Source organism: Brevibacillus sp. FSL K6-2834 (assembly GCF_038592925.1).
In the GTDB taxonomy this organism is placed as follows: domain Bacteria; phylum Bacillota; class Bacilli; order Brevibacillales; family Brevibacillaceae; genus Brevibacillus; species Brevibacillus borstelensis.
Genome location: NZ_CP151945.1, coordinates 2,212,443 through 2,227,382, shown reverse-complemented (window position 1 = coordinate 2,227,382; position 14,940 = coordinate 2,212,443). Strand labels below are relative to the sequence as shown.

Annotated in this window: 16 protein-coding genes; 5 read left to right on the top strand and 11 right to left on the bottom strand. The window is 50.2% G+C overall.

Annotated elements, in window-relative coordinates:
- Positions 1 to 26 precede the first annotated feature (26 nt).
- Positions 27 to 2,453, bottom strand: a complete 2,427-nt coding sequence (locus NST96_RS10975) for an EAL domain-containing protein (RefSeq protein ID WP_003387428.1) — start codon at positions 2,451 to 2,453, stop codon at positions 27 to 29.
- A 167-nt stretch (positions 2,454 to 2,620) separates the two neighbouring features.
- On the opposite strand from NST96_RS10975, the gene NST96_RS10970 reads away from it, so the two are divergent.
- Positions 2,621 to 2,947: a helix-turn-helix domain-containing protein gene (locus NST96_RS10970; RefSeq protein WP_024985204.1), complete on the top strand. Its 327-nt coding sequence runs from the start codon at positions 2,621 to 2,623 to the stop codon at positions 2,945 to 2,947.
- The gene (locus NST96_RS10965) at positions 2,887 to 3,771 is read left to right on the top strand and encodes an IS3 family transposase (RefSeq protein ID WP_155808033.1); all 885 of its coding nucleotides are present in this window, start codon (positions 2,887 to 2,889) and stop codon (positions 3,769 to 3,771) included. Before NST96_RS10970 ends, NST96_RS10965 begins: the two co-directional genes overlap by 61 nt.
- Before the next feature lie 72 nt (positions 3,772 to 3,843).
- Here NST96_RS10965 and NST96_RS10960 read toward each other — a convergent pair whose 3' ends face one another.
- Complete coding sequence (locus tag NST96_RS10960; protein ID WP_003387429.1) at positions 3,844 to 4,188, bottom strand: carboxymuconolactone decarboxylase family protein; 345 nt, start codon at positions 4,186 to 4,188, stop codon at positions 3,844 to 3,846.
- A gap of 124 nt (positions 4,189 to 4,312) precedes the next feature.
- Between NST96_RS10960 and uvsE the strand changes: the two genes are divergently transcribed.
- Positions 4,313 to 5,239: a UV DNA damage repair endonuclease UvsE gene (gene uvsE / locus NST96_RS10955; protein WP_122957746.1), complete on the top strand. Its 927-nt coding sequence runs from the start codon at positions 4,313 to 4,315 to the stop codon at positions 5,237 to 5,239.
- 348 nt (positions 5,240 to 5,587) lie between these two features.
- Here uvsE and NST96_RS10950 read toward each other — a convergent pair whose 3' ends face one another.
- Positions 5,588 to 6,178 carry a hypothetical protein gene (locus tag NST96_RS10950; protein ID WP_172920635.1) on the bottom strand — a complete coding sequence of 197 codons (591 nt, stop codon included), beginning with the start codon at positions 6,176 to 6,178 and terminating at the stop codon, positions 5,588 to 5,590.
- Between the two features lie 334 nt (positions 6,179 to 6,512).
- Here NST96_RS10950 and hutH point away from each other — a divergent pair, with 334 nt between their 5' ends.
- Together hutH and NST96_RS10940 are read left to right on the top strand one after the other, a co-directional pair.
- Entirely contained in the window at positions 6,513 to 8,024 is a 1,512-nt protein-coding gene (hutH, locus tag NST96_RS10945) for a histidine ammonia-lyase (protein ID WP_172920636.1), read from the top strand.
- Between the two features lie 94 nt (positions 8,025 to 8,118).
- Entirely contained in the window at positions 8,119 to 8,535 is a 417-nt protein-coding gene (locus NST96_RS10940; protein ID WP_342406305.1) for a thiol-disulfide oxidoreductase DCC family protein, read from the top strand.
- Positions 8,536 to 8,578: 43 nt separating this feature from the next.
- Here NST96_RS10940 and NST96_RS10935 read toward each other — a convergent pair whose 3' ends face one another.
- The 8 genes from NST96_RS10935 to NST96_RS10900 form a co-directional block, all read right to left on the bottom strand.
- A complete protein-coding gene (locus NST96_RS10935) occupies positions 8,579 to 9,088 on the bottom strand; it encodes an acyl-CoA thioesterase (protein ID WP_003387434.1) in 510 nt (169 codons plus the stop codon).
- Between the two features lie 110 nt (positions 9,089 to 9,198).
- Positions 9,199 to 9,972: a DUF3109 family protein gene (locus NST96_RS10930; RefSeq protein WP_024985138.1), complete on the bottom strand. Its 774-nt coding sequence runs from the start codon at positions 9,970 to 9,972 to the stop codon at positions 9,199 to 9,201.
- Positions 9,969 to 10,289: a hypothetical protein gene (locus tag NST96_RS10925; protein ID WP_003387437.1), complete on the bottom strand. Its 321-nt coding sequence runs from the start codon at positions 10,287 to 10,289 to the stop codon at positions 9,969 to 9,971. Before NST96_RS10925 ends, NST96_RS10930 begins: the two co-directional genes overlap by 4 nt.
- A 100-nt stretch (positions 10,290 to 10,389) precedes the next feature.
- A complete protein-coding gene (locus NST96_RS10920; RefSeq protein WP_003387438.1) occupies positions 10,390 to 10,674 on the bottom strand; it encodes a 4a-hydroxytetrahydrobiopterin dehydratase in 285 nt (94 codons plus the stop codon).
- 64 nt (positions 10,675 to 10,738) lie between these two features.
- On the bottom strand, positions 10,739 to 11,500 hold the full coding sequence (locus tag NST96_RS10915; protein WP_003387439.1) for a class I SAM-dependent methyltransferase: 762 nt from the start codon (positions 11,498 to 11,500) through the stop codon (positions 10,739 to 10,741).
- A 103-nt stretch (positions 11,501 to 11,603) separates the two neighbouring features.
- Entirely contained in the window at positions 11,604 to 13,316 is a 1,713-nt protein-coding gene (locus tag NST96_RS10910) for a hypothetical protein (protein WP_339167764.1), read from the bottom strand.
- A gap of 113 nt (positions 13,317 to 13,429) precedes the next feature.
- Positions 13,430 to 14,116, bottom strand: coding sequence for a deoxynucleoside kinase (locus tag NST96_RS10905; RefSeq protein WP_003387441.1), 687 nt, complete (start codon positions 14,114 to 14,116; stop codon positions 13,430 to 13,432).
- Between the two features lie 45 nt (positions 14,117 to 14,161).
- Positions 14,162 to 14,797 (bottom strand): deoxynucleoside kinase, encoded by a 636-nt coding sequence (locus tag NST96_RS10900; RefSeq protein ID WP_024985136.1) that lies wholly within the window; start codon positions 14,795 to 14,797, stop codon positions 14,162 to 14,164.
- Between the last annotated feature and the right edge of the window lie 143 nt (positions 14,798 to 14,940).

Genomic DNA, 14,940 nt, shown 5'->3' with positions numbered 1-14,940 from the left:
GAACTGGCATAAAAATAGCCTGGCATCTAGCTGATACCAGGCTTCGAGAACTTTTCTTTCAAATAGCTTTCCATATCTTCCTTTGTCAGCGGATGGCTGAAGAAAAATCCTTGTACCTCCTCACACATCTGCTCCTGCAAAAAATCGAGCTCGTCTGAAGTCTCTACCCCTTCAGCGATTACGTGCAAATCCAGATTTTTGGCCATCGAGATGATCGTCGCGACGATTGCTCTATTGCCTGGACTTTTTTTCAGGTCACGAATAAAGGAGCGATCGATTTTCAGCCTGTCCAACGGAAAATCTTTCAGGTAGGAGAGAGAGCTGTAGCCTGTCCCGAAATCATCGATTGCAATGTGCACTCCCAGTTTTTTCAAATCATAGAGTGTTTGCGTCGCCCGCTGCACGTCGATCATCGTACTTTCTGTTACTTCCAGCTCTAAATATTCGGGTTGCATGCCGGTCTCCCGCAAAATTCCCTCAACTGTCTGAACAAAATCCTTTTTTAAAAATTGACGGGCGGACAAATTGACGGCAACGCGAACCGGCGCATACCCCATTTCCTGCCATTCTCTGTTTTGTTTGCACGCTGTCCGCAGGACCCATTCCCCTATTGGAACAATCAGCCCCGTTTCTTCTGCAATCGTAATAAACTGATCCGGAGGAATAACGCCACGCTTCGGATGATTCCATCTGACGAGCGCCTCCATACCTGACAATTTCTTGTTTGTGACATTGACTTGCGGCTGGTAATAGACCAGCAATTCGTTGCGAACCAAAGCGCGATTCAGTTCGTTTTGCAGGTACATCCTCTCCGATGCCGCCTTTTGCATATGGGCCGAGTATTTGTGATAGGCGTTTTTGCCTCGTTCCTTGGCCGAGTACATGGCAGTATCTGCCGTCTTCATCAATGTCTGATAGTCATTCCCGTCCTCTGGAAAGCGCGAGATTCCGATACTGGTCGTAATATACAGCTCATGCCCCTCGATCAAAAAGGGCTGCTCGATGATCCGGATCAATTGATCCGCCATCTGTATCAGCTCGCTCTCTGGCACCTCCGGCATCAAGACAATAAATTCATCGCCGCCGAGTCGCCCTACGATACCCGATTCTCCGACGCAGTTGACGATCCGATGCGTCGCTTCTCGCAAAAGCAGATCGCCAAAGTCATGTCCCAAAGAGTCATTGATCAGCTTAAAGCGGTCCAAGTCGAGAAACATCACAGTGACAGTCTGTTCACGATTCTTTGCATTCCGGATCGCTTTTTCAAGCTGTTCTTCGATAAATCGCCGGTTGGGCAAACCCGTCAATGCATCGTGGTAAGCCAGGTAATTGATTTTGGATTCAGCCTGCCTTTGCTCGGTTACATCGCGGGCAATAAAAAACACGCCTGCCGCCTCTCCGTCTATGATAATGGGAACATTGGTCATATGCAGGATGACTTGCTTTTCCGGCTCGGGATACAGCTTTACCTCGTATGTATTGGCTCCTCCGAGAACGGCCTGCAAAAAATGTTTCCGAATCATCTCCGCATCCGCTTGGTCACACATGTCCACGAAGTCTGAAAGCGAAAGCAATTCCCTGCCCGTCAGCTCCTTGGCAGCAGGATTCATGCCAATCAATTGGCCGTTCACACCATACGATATGACACCATCCCGGTTGTACTCGAACAACGATTTGTACCGCTGGTCGCTCTCCATCATCCGCAATGTCTTGGTCATCAAGAGCTTTTCTACATATACCGATAACAGCGTAATCCCGAGTATGATCAGAGTTGCTATCCCGATCGCATAAGCCAGCCAGATCGTGCTGACAGCCGAGGATGGCGACGGATGATGATTGCCATGCGTTACAAACGAGGTGGCCAGCATACCTGTGTAGTGCATTCCAGCAACTGCCGCCCCCATCACCATGCCAGCCAGTATTTTCAGTCCTATTCCGCGGACGTCTCCTGCTTTTCGCAAACGATACGTAATCATCAGCGCAACAGCAGATACGAGGACAGCAACGAGGATGGAGATCGCGAACAAAACCGGATCGTAAACGATTTGCGCATCCAACCTCATCGCGCTCATCCCGACGTAGTGCATCAAGGCTATCCCTGTTCCCATGAACAGCGAGCCGATTGCCAGCCGTTTTTTGGACATGTGTTTGCTGCTGACCACATGCAAGGCGATACCTGATGCGCACATCGCAAATAGGATGGAAATCAAAACGATCCAGAAATCGTAATCAACATGAATCGGCAGATGCAGAGCAAGCATTGCGATAAAATGCATTGCCCAGATTCCCAATCCCATCGCGCCTGCTCCGGCCATTAGCCAAATTCTCTGAATGTTTCCCCGAGAATGACTGACGCGTCCACCGAGATCCAATGCCGTGTAGGAAGCCAAAACAGCGATAAAATAGGACAGGATGACTAAACCAATGCTGTACGATTGTGATAACGTATTCATAAATACCCCTCGAGCACGGATGAAATGACTTCCTCATCTTATAGCTTTTTCCTCCCTATCGCAATATAAGAAAAAGCAGCCCTTCCCCAAATTGAAGTGCACCCCTTAGAATGGACATTGGATTAAACCCCTGGTAAATCCGATGAAATTTAAGGGGTGCATTTTTTATGGTGAAAAAGGGGCAAACGTTTAGAAGTTATTCTCACGAATTAAAGGTGGAAGCCATACGACTGCATATCGAAGAAGGATGGACATACCGTCGAATCATGGAGCATCTGGGGATTCCGGACCGCCACCGGCTTAAAGTATGGATGAAAAAATATAAACAGTTAGGCGAATTTGGGTTGATGGATCAACGAGGTAGACGTGAAGAATATGTTGATCAAGATCGATATGTTAAAAAGCTAAAACGAGAGAACTCGATGCTAAAAAAGTGTTTGAAAATCTGGATGCGGGAGGTGCAGCCCATAAGTATGAGGCGATCAAGCAAGTAGCTGGTGAGTATACGACTAGTGAACTTTGCAAGCTGTTTGGAGTCTCAAGAAGTGGATACTATGCATACTTGAAACGGCAACAAGCGGACCGGGACAAGCCCGTGAAAGACCTCATCAAAGTAGTTTATAAGAAGTATGATGGTAAATATGGGTATCGACAAACCCAGCTGTTTCTCTTACGAGATCACGGGGTATGGGTCAACCATAAGAAGGTACTACGTCTGATGCAAGAAATGAAGCTCCGTTCTCGAATACGCCGCAAATATCGAGGTCACTATGCTTCAACCGAAGGTGGACGAGTCGCTGAGAATGTGATGCAGCGGAATTTCAAAGCGGATGCACCTAATCGAAAATGGGTAACCGATGTCACACAGTATCGTGTCGCGGATACGTGGCTCTACCTGTCTGCTATTAAGGATTTGTTTAATAATGAGATTGTGGCTTACCACATTGGAGTTCGCAACGACAATCAGTTGGTCCTACGGACCTTTGAGAAAGCCTTTAAAAAGACGAAAGACGTGACTGGACTGATCGTTCACAGCGATCAGGGATTCCAGTACACGTCCTACGCTTACCACGACATGTTGCCGAAGGTTGGCGCCCAAATCAGCATGTCTCGGAGAGGCAACTGTTATGATAATGCCTCGATGGAGAGCTTCTTCTCGCATCTCAAAACGGAAGGGCTCTACCCTTATGATATCCGAAGTGTGGATGAGGCACAAAGGCGAATTGAGGAATATATTCAATTCTACAACCAAAGTCGACCACAACGAAAATTAAAAAGGCTGACGCCTGTTGAATTCAGACGTCAGCTGTCGGTCTAACGGTCGGGTTTTTTCTTACTGTCCACTAAATGGGGTCTTGACCAAATACCAGGAAGGGCTGCAAAGGGATGTTTACTGAATCCCCTGATTCTTTTCCTCCATTACTTCCTGGATCAAAATGACACCGTGAGAGAGTGTCGTTCCTCCGCCAAACGCCCCTGCAACTGCGACCGTTTCCGCGATTTCCTGCTTGGATACGCCTTCTTCCAACAACGCTTCCAGGTGAAACACGATGCAGTGTTCATTTCCGGCGTACAAGGCAATCGCCAAGGCTGCCAGGTGTTTCTGCTTGGAAGACAGCGTACCGGAAGAAAAACACTTGCTGGTGAAATCGTTATACGCCTGCAGTGCGTCCGGCATCATTTGGCCAAATGCCTGCAGACCTTCTCGATACTGTTCCGCTAAATAATGCTCCATGGTCGTCTCCTCCTGATGGAATATCGCTGTTAGCTTCCCACCAAAAGGAAACGCTCATGCACGCCCGCAAGCTCGTTTCGGGGAAATACTAGGAGTAAGCCTAAACCGAAATGGAGGGTTCCGGATGATACGACTTGGGTATGCATGCATCCGTCTGGACAGCCCGAACAATCCCAATAAGAAAACGACGGTAGCTCAGGTTCAAAAGCTCTCGCCGGATGCGAGACTAAAAAAGCTGAGGCAAGTTTTGCAAACCAACTTTTTTAACCTGATGGACCTGCTTGCTTACAATGTAGAGAATCGTATTTTTCTCTACCGGCTCCCTTCCGAGTTCGTGCCGCTGGCCACCCACAAGGTTACGGAGGATTGGGATTGGGCCAAGGAGTTTAGCTGGGATTTCGACAAGGCCGGTGCCTATATAAAAAAGCACGGCATCCGCATGACCTCGCATCCTGGCCACTACAGTATTTTGAATACAGACAATCCGAAAGTGCTGAAAGCAACGATTGCGGATTTCTCCTACCATGCCCGCGTTTTCGATCTGATGGGCCTCGACGACAACTCCGTCCTGGTTACCCATGTAGGCGGTGTCTACAACGACAAAGAAGCCTCGCTTCAACGCTTCGCCGATCAGTTCGAGCTGCTCCCAGAGAACGTAAAGCGCAGGCTGGTCGTAGAGAATGATGACACCTCCTTTTCCATGATCGACGTGCTGACACTCTGTGAGCGGATTGGCATCCCGATGGTACTGGATGTCCATCACCACGACTGTCTCAACAATGGCGAAGATCTGTTTGAATACATTCCCCGAATACTCAAAACGTGGGGCACGCGAACTCCGAAGATGCACTTTTCCTCTCCAAAATCGGAAAGCGATTTTCGTTCCCATGCAGATAAGATCGATCCGGTGAAGTTCATCGAATGGGTCACAAAGCTCAGCGACTACGACATCGATGTGATGCTCGAATGCAAAAATAAAGATGACGCTCTTCGCACATTGCGGCGGGACATGCAAAAGGCGGGCATTTCACCCGAAGGTCTGCCTGTTTGAGAAAGCAACAACCTCTGCCCGCAGGCTTATGCATAAAAAAATGACGCTGCTCACAGCAAGCAGCGTCATTGCGTATGCTGTTATTGACAACATGGTCCGCCACAATTGCATGCGGAGGAAGAGGAACCATGTCCTGACCTTCCATATCTGGAGGAACCGTATTTGGAGGAACTGTAGCCGGAGGATCCATAATCGGAGGAACCGCTGCCAGAACAACCGCAGCCGGAGGAACTGCTCCCTGAGTCATGCTGCGGATAGCAGCTATCGTAGTAGTAGCGCATTCTCTTTTTATGATGATCGTAAAAGCGGTAGTACGTATTGTATTTTTTGCGGTGATGACGGTACTGTTCACATTTTTGCTTGTAGTGATGCATACGCTCCATATGCATTCTGTACTTGAACAGGAGCATTTCGAGGTCTGCATGAGCCCCGGACTTTGGTCTGCGTTCCCTTCTCCTCGGCGGAGCTGGCGGTCTGCGGTTTGACGGTCTTTTCGGGAAGGGTCTGTTTGGTGATGGCATGTTCGGTGATGGCATATTCGGAGACGGCATGTTCGGCGATGGCATGTTCGGCGATGGCATCATCCGATGCGGCCTGTTTGGTCTTGGCATGTTCGGTGACGGCATGTTTGGCGATGGCATCATCCGATAAGGCCTGTTTGGTCTTGGCACCGCCCGATACGGCATATTTGGCGATGGCATATTCGGCGATAGATTCGGTGATGGCACGTTTCGCGATGGCATATTTGGCGACGGCATGATCGGAGACAGGTTCGGTGATGGAATGTTTGGTGATACATTTGGCGACGGCAAATTCGGTGAAGGTTTGGGCATCTCTTTGGGCCTGCGTGAAGGCATCGGCAACGCTGGAGGCATAGGTGGCATATTTCGGCGTCTTTCCAAACTCACACGTCCTTTCTAGTGAAATAGCACAGTACATGGTATGACATTCACCCGTCTAGAGAAACCGCACTTGCCCATATTTCAAAAAAATAAGCGCCCTTTTTTGGTTTGGGCAGGAAAACGCATTCTGCCGGGTGAAAGAATATGATACGGATGATAACGTTTTCACTTGACAGCTCATAAACTAGTATTACAATAGGGAATAGAAAAAATCATCTGAATAATAAGCAGACGGAAGCGGGGAAAAAAATGCAGAACTTGGCGCTTACTCGTTTTGTTAATTTCATACCCGCATGGGAAGAGGGGCTAGGATAACAATCCTAGCCCCTCTTCCTTTTTGTCCTCTGCTATGCTAAAGGAGGAAAATACTCATGAATCAACGCACAATTTCTATCCGTCTGGACGGACATAAGCTGACCATTGAACAAGTAGCTGCCATTGCCAGGAAATTCGAGCAGATCGAACTGACGCCGGAAGCCGTTGAAAAAATCCGTAAATCCCGCTCGATGGTTGAACAAATGGTTCAAAACCAACAGGTCGTTTATGGGATTACGACTGGTTTTGGCAAGTTCTCCGACGTAGTGATTCCTCAAGAAGACGTCAGCCAGTTGCAGGAAAATCTGATCATGAGCCATGCGTGTGGAATAGGCGATCCCTATCCGACCGAGGTGGTCCGTGCGATGATGGCCCTGCGGATCAATGCACTGGCCAAGGGATACTCCGGCATCCGGGAAGAGACGATCAACCTGCTGATCGAAATGTGCAACCGCGGCGTCCATCCGATCATCCCGCAGCAGGGCTCTCTGGGAGCAAGCGGCGATCTGGCTCCCCTCTCCCATATGGTGCTCGTCATGCTCGGGAAAGGAGAAGCGGAGGTAAACGGCACAAGAATGCCCGGCAAAGCCGCCTTGGAGAGCGCTGGCTTATCCCCTATTCGGCTGGAGGCAAAAGAAGGTCTGGCATTGATCAACGGTACGCAGGCGATGACCGCTCTCCTTTGCCTGGCTGTGGCTGATGCTCATGCGCTGATCGAAAATGCCGATGTCATCGCCGCCATGACCGTGGAAGCGTTGCACGGGATTCCAAAAGCGTTTGATCCACAGCTTCACCTCGTCCGCGCCCATCCCGGCCAACAGGAATCTGCTCGCAAGCTGCTTGCCCATCTCGCAGGAAGCGAACGGACGACAGCGCAAGGGGAGCTCCGCGTGCAAGATGCCTACAGCCTCCGATGCGTCCCGCAGGTGCATGGCGCTACACGCGATGCCTGGGAGTATGTACGTGCTGCTGTAACCAGAGAGTGCAACAGTGTAACCGACAATCCCATTCTCTTCGCCGAGACCGGCGATGTTATTTCCGGAGGGAATTTCCACGGTCAGCCGATGGCATTGGCAGCCGACTTTTTGGCCATAGCAATAGCTGAGCTTGCCAATATTTCCGAGCGGCGGACCGAGCGTCTGGTCAACCCGCAATTAAGCGGACTCCCCGGTTTTTTAACGGAAAAAGGCGGCCTGCATTCCGGATTTATGATCACGCAATATGCCGCTGCTTCTATCGTTTCGGAGAACAAGGTGCTGTGCCATCCGGCTTCCGTCGATTCTATCCCTTCCTCTGCCAATCAGGAGGATCACGTAAGCATGGGAACGACGGCGGCCCGCAAGCTGAGAACCGTCATCGCCAACTCCATGAAGGTACTCGCCATCGAATATTTGGCGGCTGCGCAAGCAATCGAATTTGGCAAAGGAAAATTGGGAATCGGCACGGAGAAAGCTTATGCCAAGCTTCGTGAGGTCATACCGCCACTCTCCGAAGACCGGGAAATGCATGTGGACATGGCAAAAGCGGCAGAGCTCTTGGCAAGCGGCTGTCTCGTCCCTGAAATTTGATTGCTTCAACGTTTTCCTCCCTTGACCCGGCGGACCTTCCTGTTATGATGGAGGTAACATTGCCAGATTTCATGCTCAACAGGAGGCGTCCGCCATGTCTACTGCTTCCCATCCAGACACAATCCTGTTATTCGACGGCGTCTGCAATTTCTGCAACGGCGCTGTCCGCTTTATCATCCCGCGTGATCCGGCGGGGCGGATTCACTTCGCCTCACTGCAGTCAGAGACAGGCCAAAGCTTGCTGGAGCAGTATGGACTGGCGACTCACGACCTGTCATCTGTCGTACTGATCGACCAGGGAACCGTGTACGTCTATTCTGATGCAATCCTGCGCGTTGGTCGGCTTTTGCGCGGAGCCTGGCCGATTTTCTCAGCGATCGGCTTTTTCTTCCCAAGGCTTGTCAGGGATAGACTGTATCGGTTCATCGCTCGCAACCGCTATCGCTGGTTCGGCCGGTCGACCGTATGTCTGCTCCCCACAGCCAAAATACGAGCACGCTTTTTGGACTGAAAAAGAGGCATGCCTTATGGCATCGCCTCTTCTTGTTTTAACCTTATATATTCTTTGTAATATTTAATTGGCTGACAAATGCTTCCGTGCTCCGTTTCCGCTCTTTGCGCATGTTTTTGCGCTCCTCTGCCGTTTCAAACAGATAGCGTTCCTCGTCGGTTTCCGGGATGATGGGCGGTACTGGAGTCGGCTTGCCGTCTTCACCGAGCGCTACGAACGTGAGAAAAGAGGTAGCGGTCAAGGTTCGCTCCCCTGTTCGCAAATTTTCCGAGATGATTTTAACAAATACCTCCATCGATGTTTTTCCCGTGGAGGAGATGATCGCTTCCAGACAGATGGAATGGCCCATTTTTACGGGAGTAAGAAAATCGATCGAATCAATCGACGCCGTGACAACGGGACGGCGGGAATGCCTCATCGCCGCAATGGCAGCCACTTCGTCAATATAGGCCATCATTTTCCCTCCAAACATCGTGCCGTGAAAGTTGGTGTCTGAAGGTTGTACGAGGGAAGCCTGAATCGTACGGGATTCTTTTGTCGTCTTCGCGTTCATCACTGTTGCTCCTTTGCCAATCTACTTATCTGACCTAGCCATCATACCACATCGTTACTAGAGGATGTTCAAAAACTCTCGGAAACATACGCGGGGAATTGCTCTTGCCCCTATGTGACGAGATTTTCCTGCTCGCTGATGTATCCCAAGAGCTCCAGCGACTGGGCTGTATCCGGGCCCAGCAGCGCATGCAGCAACGGCAGATTCCATAAATAGGCCGGCTTATAGCCCGTTAGCGAAAACAGATTCTCATCCAAATGTACTGCTGCTTTCCGCCGTTCTATGCTTGCACAGTAGAAATGCTCCAAATAATCGGTGCCCCATCTGGAGAAAGAAGCCGTTTCCTCGGTCAAAGCGGTCAGAAGTATTATTTCGCCCGTATCAATGACCTCTAATGGGTAAAGCTGGCAGCTAAACGGCTTGAGTGAAACAACATCCACTCCCGACTTCTCGGCGTATGCGTGAATGGAGCACCCGTACCTTCCGTTCATCTCTTTATAGAACAGGCAGTTCCCGTGGTCCATCCGGATCGTGCCCAGACCATAGTGTTTGTCCCAGATCCCTTCGGCAGCCCATCCTCGCTGCTCCCGCTCGCTCCAGAATTGGCTTGCGATCGCACCCGATTCCCGCTCCAGCAGATCGGCCTGCTGGTTTTCTACGGCATAGGGTTGTCCGCCTTCACAGCAAGTCTCCCGGTGAACGAGACGGCAATTTTCGCAATCCAAGTGAAATGGCGTCAAGAGCGCCGGCAGATCGAGCAGAACCTTTCCCATTTGTTTCATCGCAGCGCGATGCTTCCTGATGTACTTTTTGCAGGCGTACACCTCTCGTTCATTCATCTTTTCCGGTGTACCCAGGTAGCGATAGAGACCTCTGCCATTCATTTGGACAAGATGAGCTCCGCTTCCGTTCCGAAGATAGAGAGACGCCCCTCGGCAAATACCGCCAGATTGTCTTCATCCGCAGGGATCTCCATCAAAATTTCTACGGTTCCTTCTGTATCGGACTCCAGGACGATCAGCAAATCCTTCTCTCCAAATTCGTTGTCCGTCAGCTTCCACGAGGCAAGTGTGCCTTGCAGCTGAGTCACCTCTTCATCTTCGCTGTCCGAGTCCCACTGTGTAAATTGCGCCTGAATCTGTCCTTTGGCATAATGCTCTTCGATCAAGCCGAGAAGTTGATCGTGTTTATGGATGTCCATGGAAAAATCCCTCCACTTTGTTCTTTTTCCTCTATGATAACAGACAGATGCGCTTGCACAAAAAAAGCCGCCTCGTCCGAACAAGGCGGGAATCCCCTCTTCAGCTTACCTTGCTGATCGTCTGTGCCAGGGCAAAGTCTTTCCCGGTCAAACCGTGCGCTTCTCTCGTCGTCACCGTAAAGGTCACTGTCGATTGACGAATCAGGATTTCGACATGGTGACTATCCTGGTCAAGCAATTCCGCTACACGATTGACAAAGCTGACGGCAGTGGAGAAATCGCGGCACTGATACGTACGGGACAGCGCCATCCGATCCTCCATCAGTCTCCAGCCGGGCACTTTGTTCAAATACAACTTCACTTGTTCCAGCGAAAGCTTGCTCACTCAGCGCACCCCCATCATCGATGAATGACATCGTTTTCACCATCATATTCACCTTGATAGCGGGTTAGTCACGCTTATCCGCGACGTCCTGTTTTTTGACTGCGAAAAAGATCATCCGAGGCGAGTCAGCCGCTTGATACGGTTCAAACTGGTAATTGCCAAACGTCTGAATGTTGACAAAGCCAGCTTTCTGCAGCATTGCGGTCATCTCCTCAACCGTAAAGAGGCGGACCTGCTCCTGGTAGACTCTCGTTTCCGCTGCGCCTTTATCCTTAACGACGATCCGCTTCTTCACAAATCCTGCTTCCAGCCACCGCTCCTCCTCGATCAGCAGTCCGCCGACTTCCTTTTCGGAGTGCGGTACGAGATTGGCCTCTACAAACGCGGGATTCAAGTAGTCGATGACCACCTCTCCCCCCGATTTCAGGGCAAGGGCCATGTTTTGAACGACCTGCGCATTTTCCTCGTCCGAAGAGAAATACCCGAAGCTGGTAAACAGATTGACCACGATATCGAACTCTTCCCGAAACGGTATATGTCGCATGTCATATTGGTAAAAATGCAGATTAGGGAGAATCTTTTGCTCATTGGCGAGCTGAAGCAGGACGTTTGATAAATCTACCCCGACAACTTCATACCCGCGTCGGGCCAGTGCACGCGAATGACGTCCGCTCCCGCAACAAAGATCAAGAACTCTTCCGGATCGCTTGATGGGCAAACGCTCCAGGAGGTTGGCTATCTCTTTATCAGCTGACGCGTCATCCCTGTGTTTGTACACCAACACGTAGTCCTCGCGAAAGCTTCGTTCAAACCATTCTTCTGCCATGTCTGTGCTCCTTTTTCCTTCCAAGATGCACCTATTATACCACAGCCTATTTTGATCAGAAGCCGTTTTCCGCGACAGAAATGTGCAGGAAGGGCAGCCGTCTTCACCGCTGTCGCGAATACACAGCATTGCCCTCTGCCGCGGACAATCGGATGTCACCCTCGGCCAAATCGAGCGGTTCCCAACGCTTCCTTCGATCATCCCAGATTTGATACCGCAAACCGTCATTCGTTACAAGATACGGTCCAAACGGCATCACTTCCGCACGGGTCACATGCAGCTCCCGCTGTCTCCCTCCGATTTGCCACCATGTATACGTCCCGGCTTCCTCGTCACTCTTTCGCTTTAAGACAGCCTGGCTGTGGTCATTGGCCCAGACAACCTCGCCTTCGGCCGTCCAGGATTTGCCCTTGCGCGATACAAAGACGGTTTTGTTTTCCGTAGGACCCGGTATTGTGTAATAAATGCCGTCTTTTCGTACCCTGATCGGAAAGGCTGGCAGCTTCTCCCGAGGGTGAAGCAATGCCTCTCCCAACGACTCCGTTTTCTCCAGTACGAGATCATGGAGGCGATACGTTCGTTTTTCCACCCGATACAAATTTTTGTCGCCCGCTGGACGCACGAGCACGATATAGAGATAGCCATCCACATCGTCTACAGCCATTTCCAGCGCAATCGACCCGGTCGACGTCTCATCGAAAAGCGGCGTTTTTTCTCCCGTAGCCAAATGATACACTGTTCCAAGCTTCTCTTCGACATAGAGAAATCTCCCTGCATCCAGCCAATCGATTGTCGCATGGGAGAGTCCGCTGCCTTCCAGCATCGGCTCGATCAATAGCGGATCACGTCCTCTCTGCTCCAAAACGAGGGCAACCTGTCTATCTCCCCGTCTGCTCTTGCTTCGCCCTCTGTCAATCACGCCGAGATAGCTTTCGCGGTCAGGAGAGAGTATCAATCGGTCGTAAAAGGAGTCATAGGGACTAAAACCGACCACCTCGCTGTCAGGGTAGGAGAGCCAGGACAACGGCTGTTTTTTGTATAATGCCACATAGCGATACTCTTCGGGCAGATAGTTCCCGCTTTGCGAATGGAATTGCGTCAAGTCCAGCGCCGCCCGATTGACCCTTCGCACATCAAGAGACATCGTCCGATCATCCAGCCAGACTGCCGGGTAGCCGTTGACTGACCGTCCCGCTTCTTCCTTCCTGATCATAGGCTCTGAAAATCGCAGCAGAATCGTTCCCAATCCTTCCGTTATGTACAAGGATCGGGATTCTCTGCTCTCCGGAAGCATGAGCACCGCTCCCTCTGCCTTGCCGGGCTGAATGGTAAGAGCAAGGGGGGCCATTCTTCGGAGAGTGATCGTCGGAATATTCCCAAAACGAAACCCGAACTCGTCTTTGATTTCCGAAAAGGTCATCGTCAATTGATAATTGCCTCGTGACACCTCGCGGACGGACGTGCTGTACTTCACATCGCCGATAAGCTCCACTTGGGAAAGGAAGCTTTCCGCTGCCTCCAAGGATTGGTTCGTTGTCACATCAATATGTATAAAGGCTTCTTTTTTATGCAGTCCAAGTTGAATCGGCTGTTTTGGCATCTTGCCTCGTTCAAACTCGGCTATCCGAAAGCTGGCCTGATCGTCTTGCTGTCCAATCAATAATCGCTGAAAAGCTTGCTCAAAGGCATACGTTTCTCCGGCCGTGACGGAATTCAACGTTTTCTCCATCATTTGCGACCGGTAGAAGGCAGTAATAATCCAGATGGAAGCCAGGCAAACCGATCCGAGGGCAACAATCAGCATCCACCGCTTCACTTGAACGCCCCCTGAATAAACACGCTTTTCTCCATGATATCATAAACCTTTGTGTCCGATCAGATAAAAGCCCCTTTGCTGACGAGAGTTCCTATCATCAAAGGGGCATGGCATTAGCGGTGGAAGGACCGCCCGAGTCTGATTTTTTCTGCTACCCGGGACAGTACAACTTCGACGGAAGACGAATCTTCTACGACGTCGTATTCATTGATGTTGATCCGAAGAACCGGACAGGTCGAAAACGAGGAGATCCACTTTTCATAGCGGTTGTACAAATCCAGCCAGTAATCGGTCGGCGTCTGCTGCTCCATCGGACGGCCGCGTTCCTGGACGCGGTCCAGAATGTCGTCAAAGCTTCCTTCCAAATAGATCAGGATGTCCGGGTGCGGAAAATACGGAGTCATGACCATCGCTTCGAACAGTTGCGTATACGTTTGGTAATCCTCTTCCGTCATGTGCCCTTGCTCGTACAGCATCCTGGCGAAAATGCCGGTGTCCTCGTAAATAGAGCGATCCTGCACAAAACCGCCCCCGTATTCAAACATCCGCTTTTGCTCTTTAAACCGCTCTGCGAGGAAAAATACCTGCAGATGGAAGCCCCAGCGGGACAGATCTTCATAAAATTTCCCCAGATACGGGTTGTTGTCCACTTTTTCCACGGATACCCGAAAGCCGAGCAGATCGGCCAAAGCATATGTAAAGGTGGACTTTCCGACACCTACCGTTCCCCCGATCGTAATGACAGCGTTGCTAGGTATCCCGTACTTTTCTCTCAAATCACTGTTTTTAAACCCAGACATGAACGTAACTCCTTCTAAAATGATCAGGCCGTGCGCATGGAAAGATTAAGCCCCCTGGAGCGAACGGATATATGGTTCGATTTGCTTCAGAACATGCTGCAGATCTTCCGGCTTATGTACAAAATCAAGCTCGTCGCACTGAAACTTGATTACGGGCGTATCTGGATGGCGTCTTTCAAACGCTTCCATAAATTCATTGTAATCAGCGATCAGATTTTTCATATAGCCTACATCCATTTTGCGTTCCACATCGCGATCGCGCATCTCGATACGCTTCATCACCGTATCGATCGATGCTGTCATGTAGATGACCAGATTCGCCTGTGGCAAGCCTTCCGTAAGGATATCATAAATCTTCAGATACTTGGGCAGGTTCTCCTCATCCAATGTCCGCTTGGCAAAAATGGTGTTTTTAAAAATATTGTAATCTGCCACTGCCGATATCCCCTGTTTCAGATAGTCCCGGTGCAAATCCTGCAATTGCTTGTACCGGTTGCAAAGAAAAAACATCTCCAGCTGAAAGCTCCATTCGGCAATGTTTTCATAAAACTTTCCCAGAAACGGATTTTCATACACGATCTCTTCCAGCAGTTTCAGATCAAAGGCTTTGCTGAGTTCACGGGACAGCGACGTTTTGCCAATGCCAATCGGTCCCTCGATAGTTACAAATACGGGCTTCATAATTGTCACAACAAATCCTTTCCCAGATATGAGAGCCTCCATATTGTAGCATGGACATGTCAATTTTGTCGAAAAGATTCGGATAATGTCAGGCGCAGAAAACTGTGCCGCTTGAGGCTTTGCGCAGAACATTTGCACCTGAT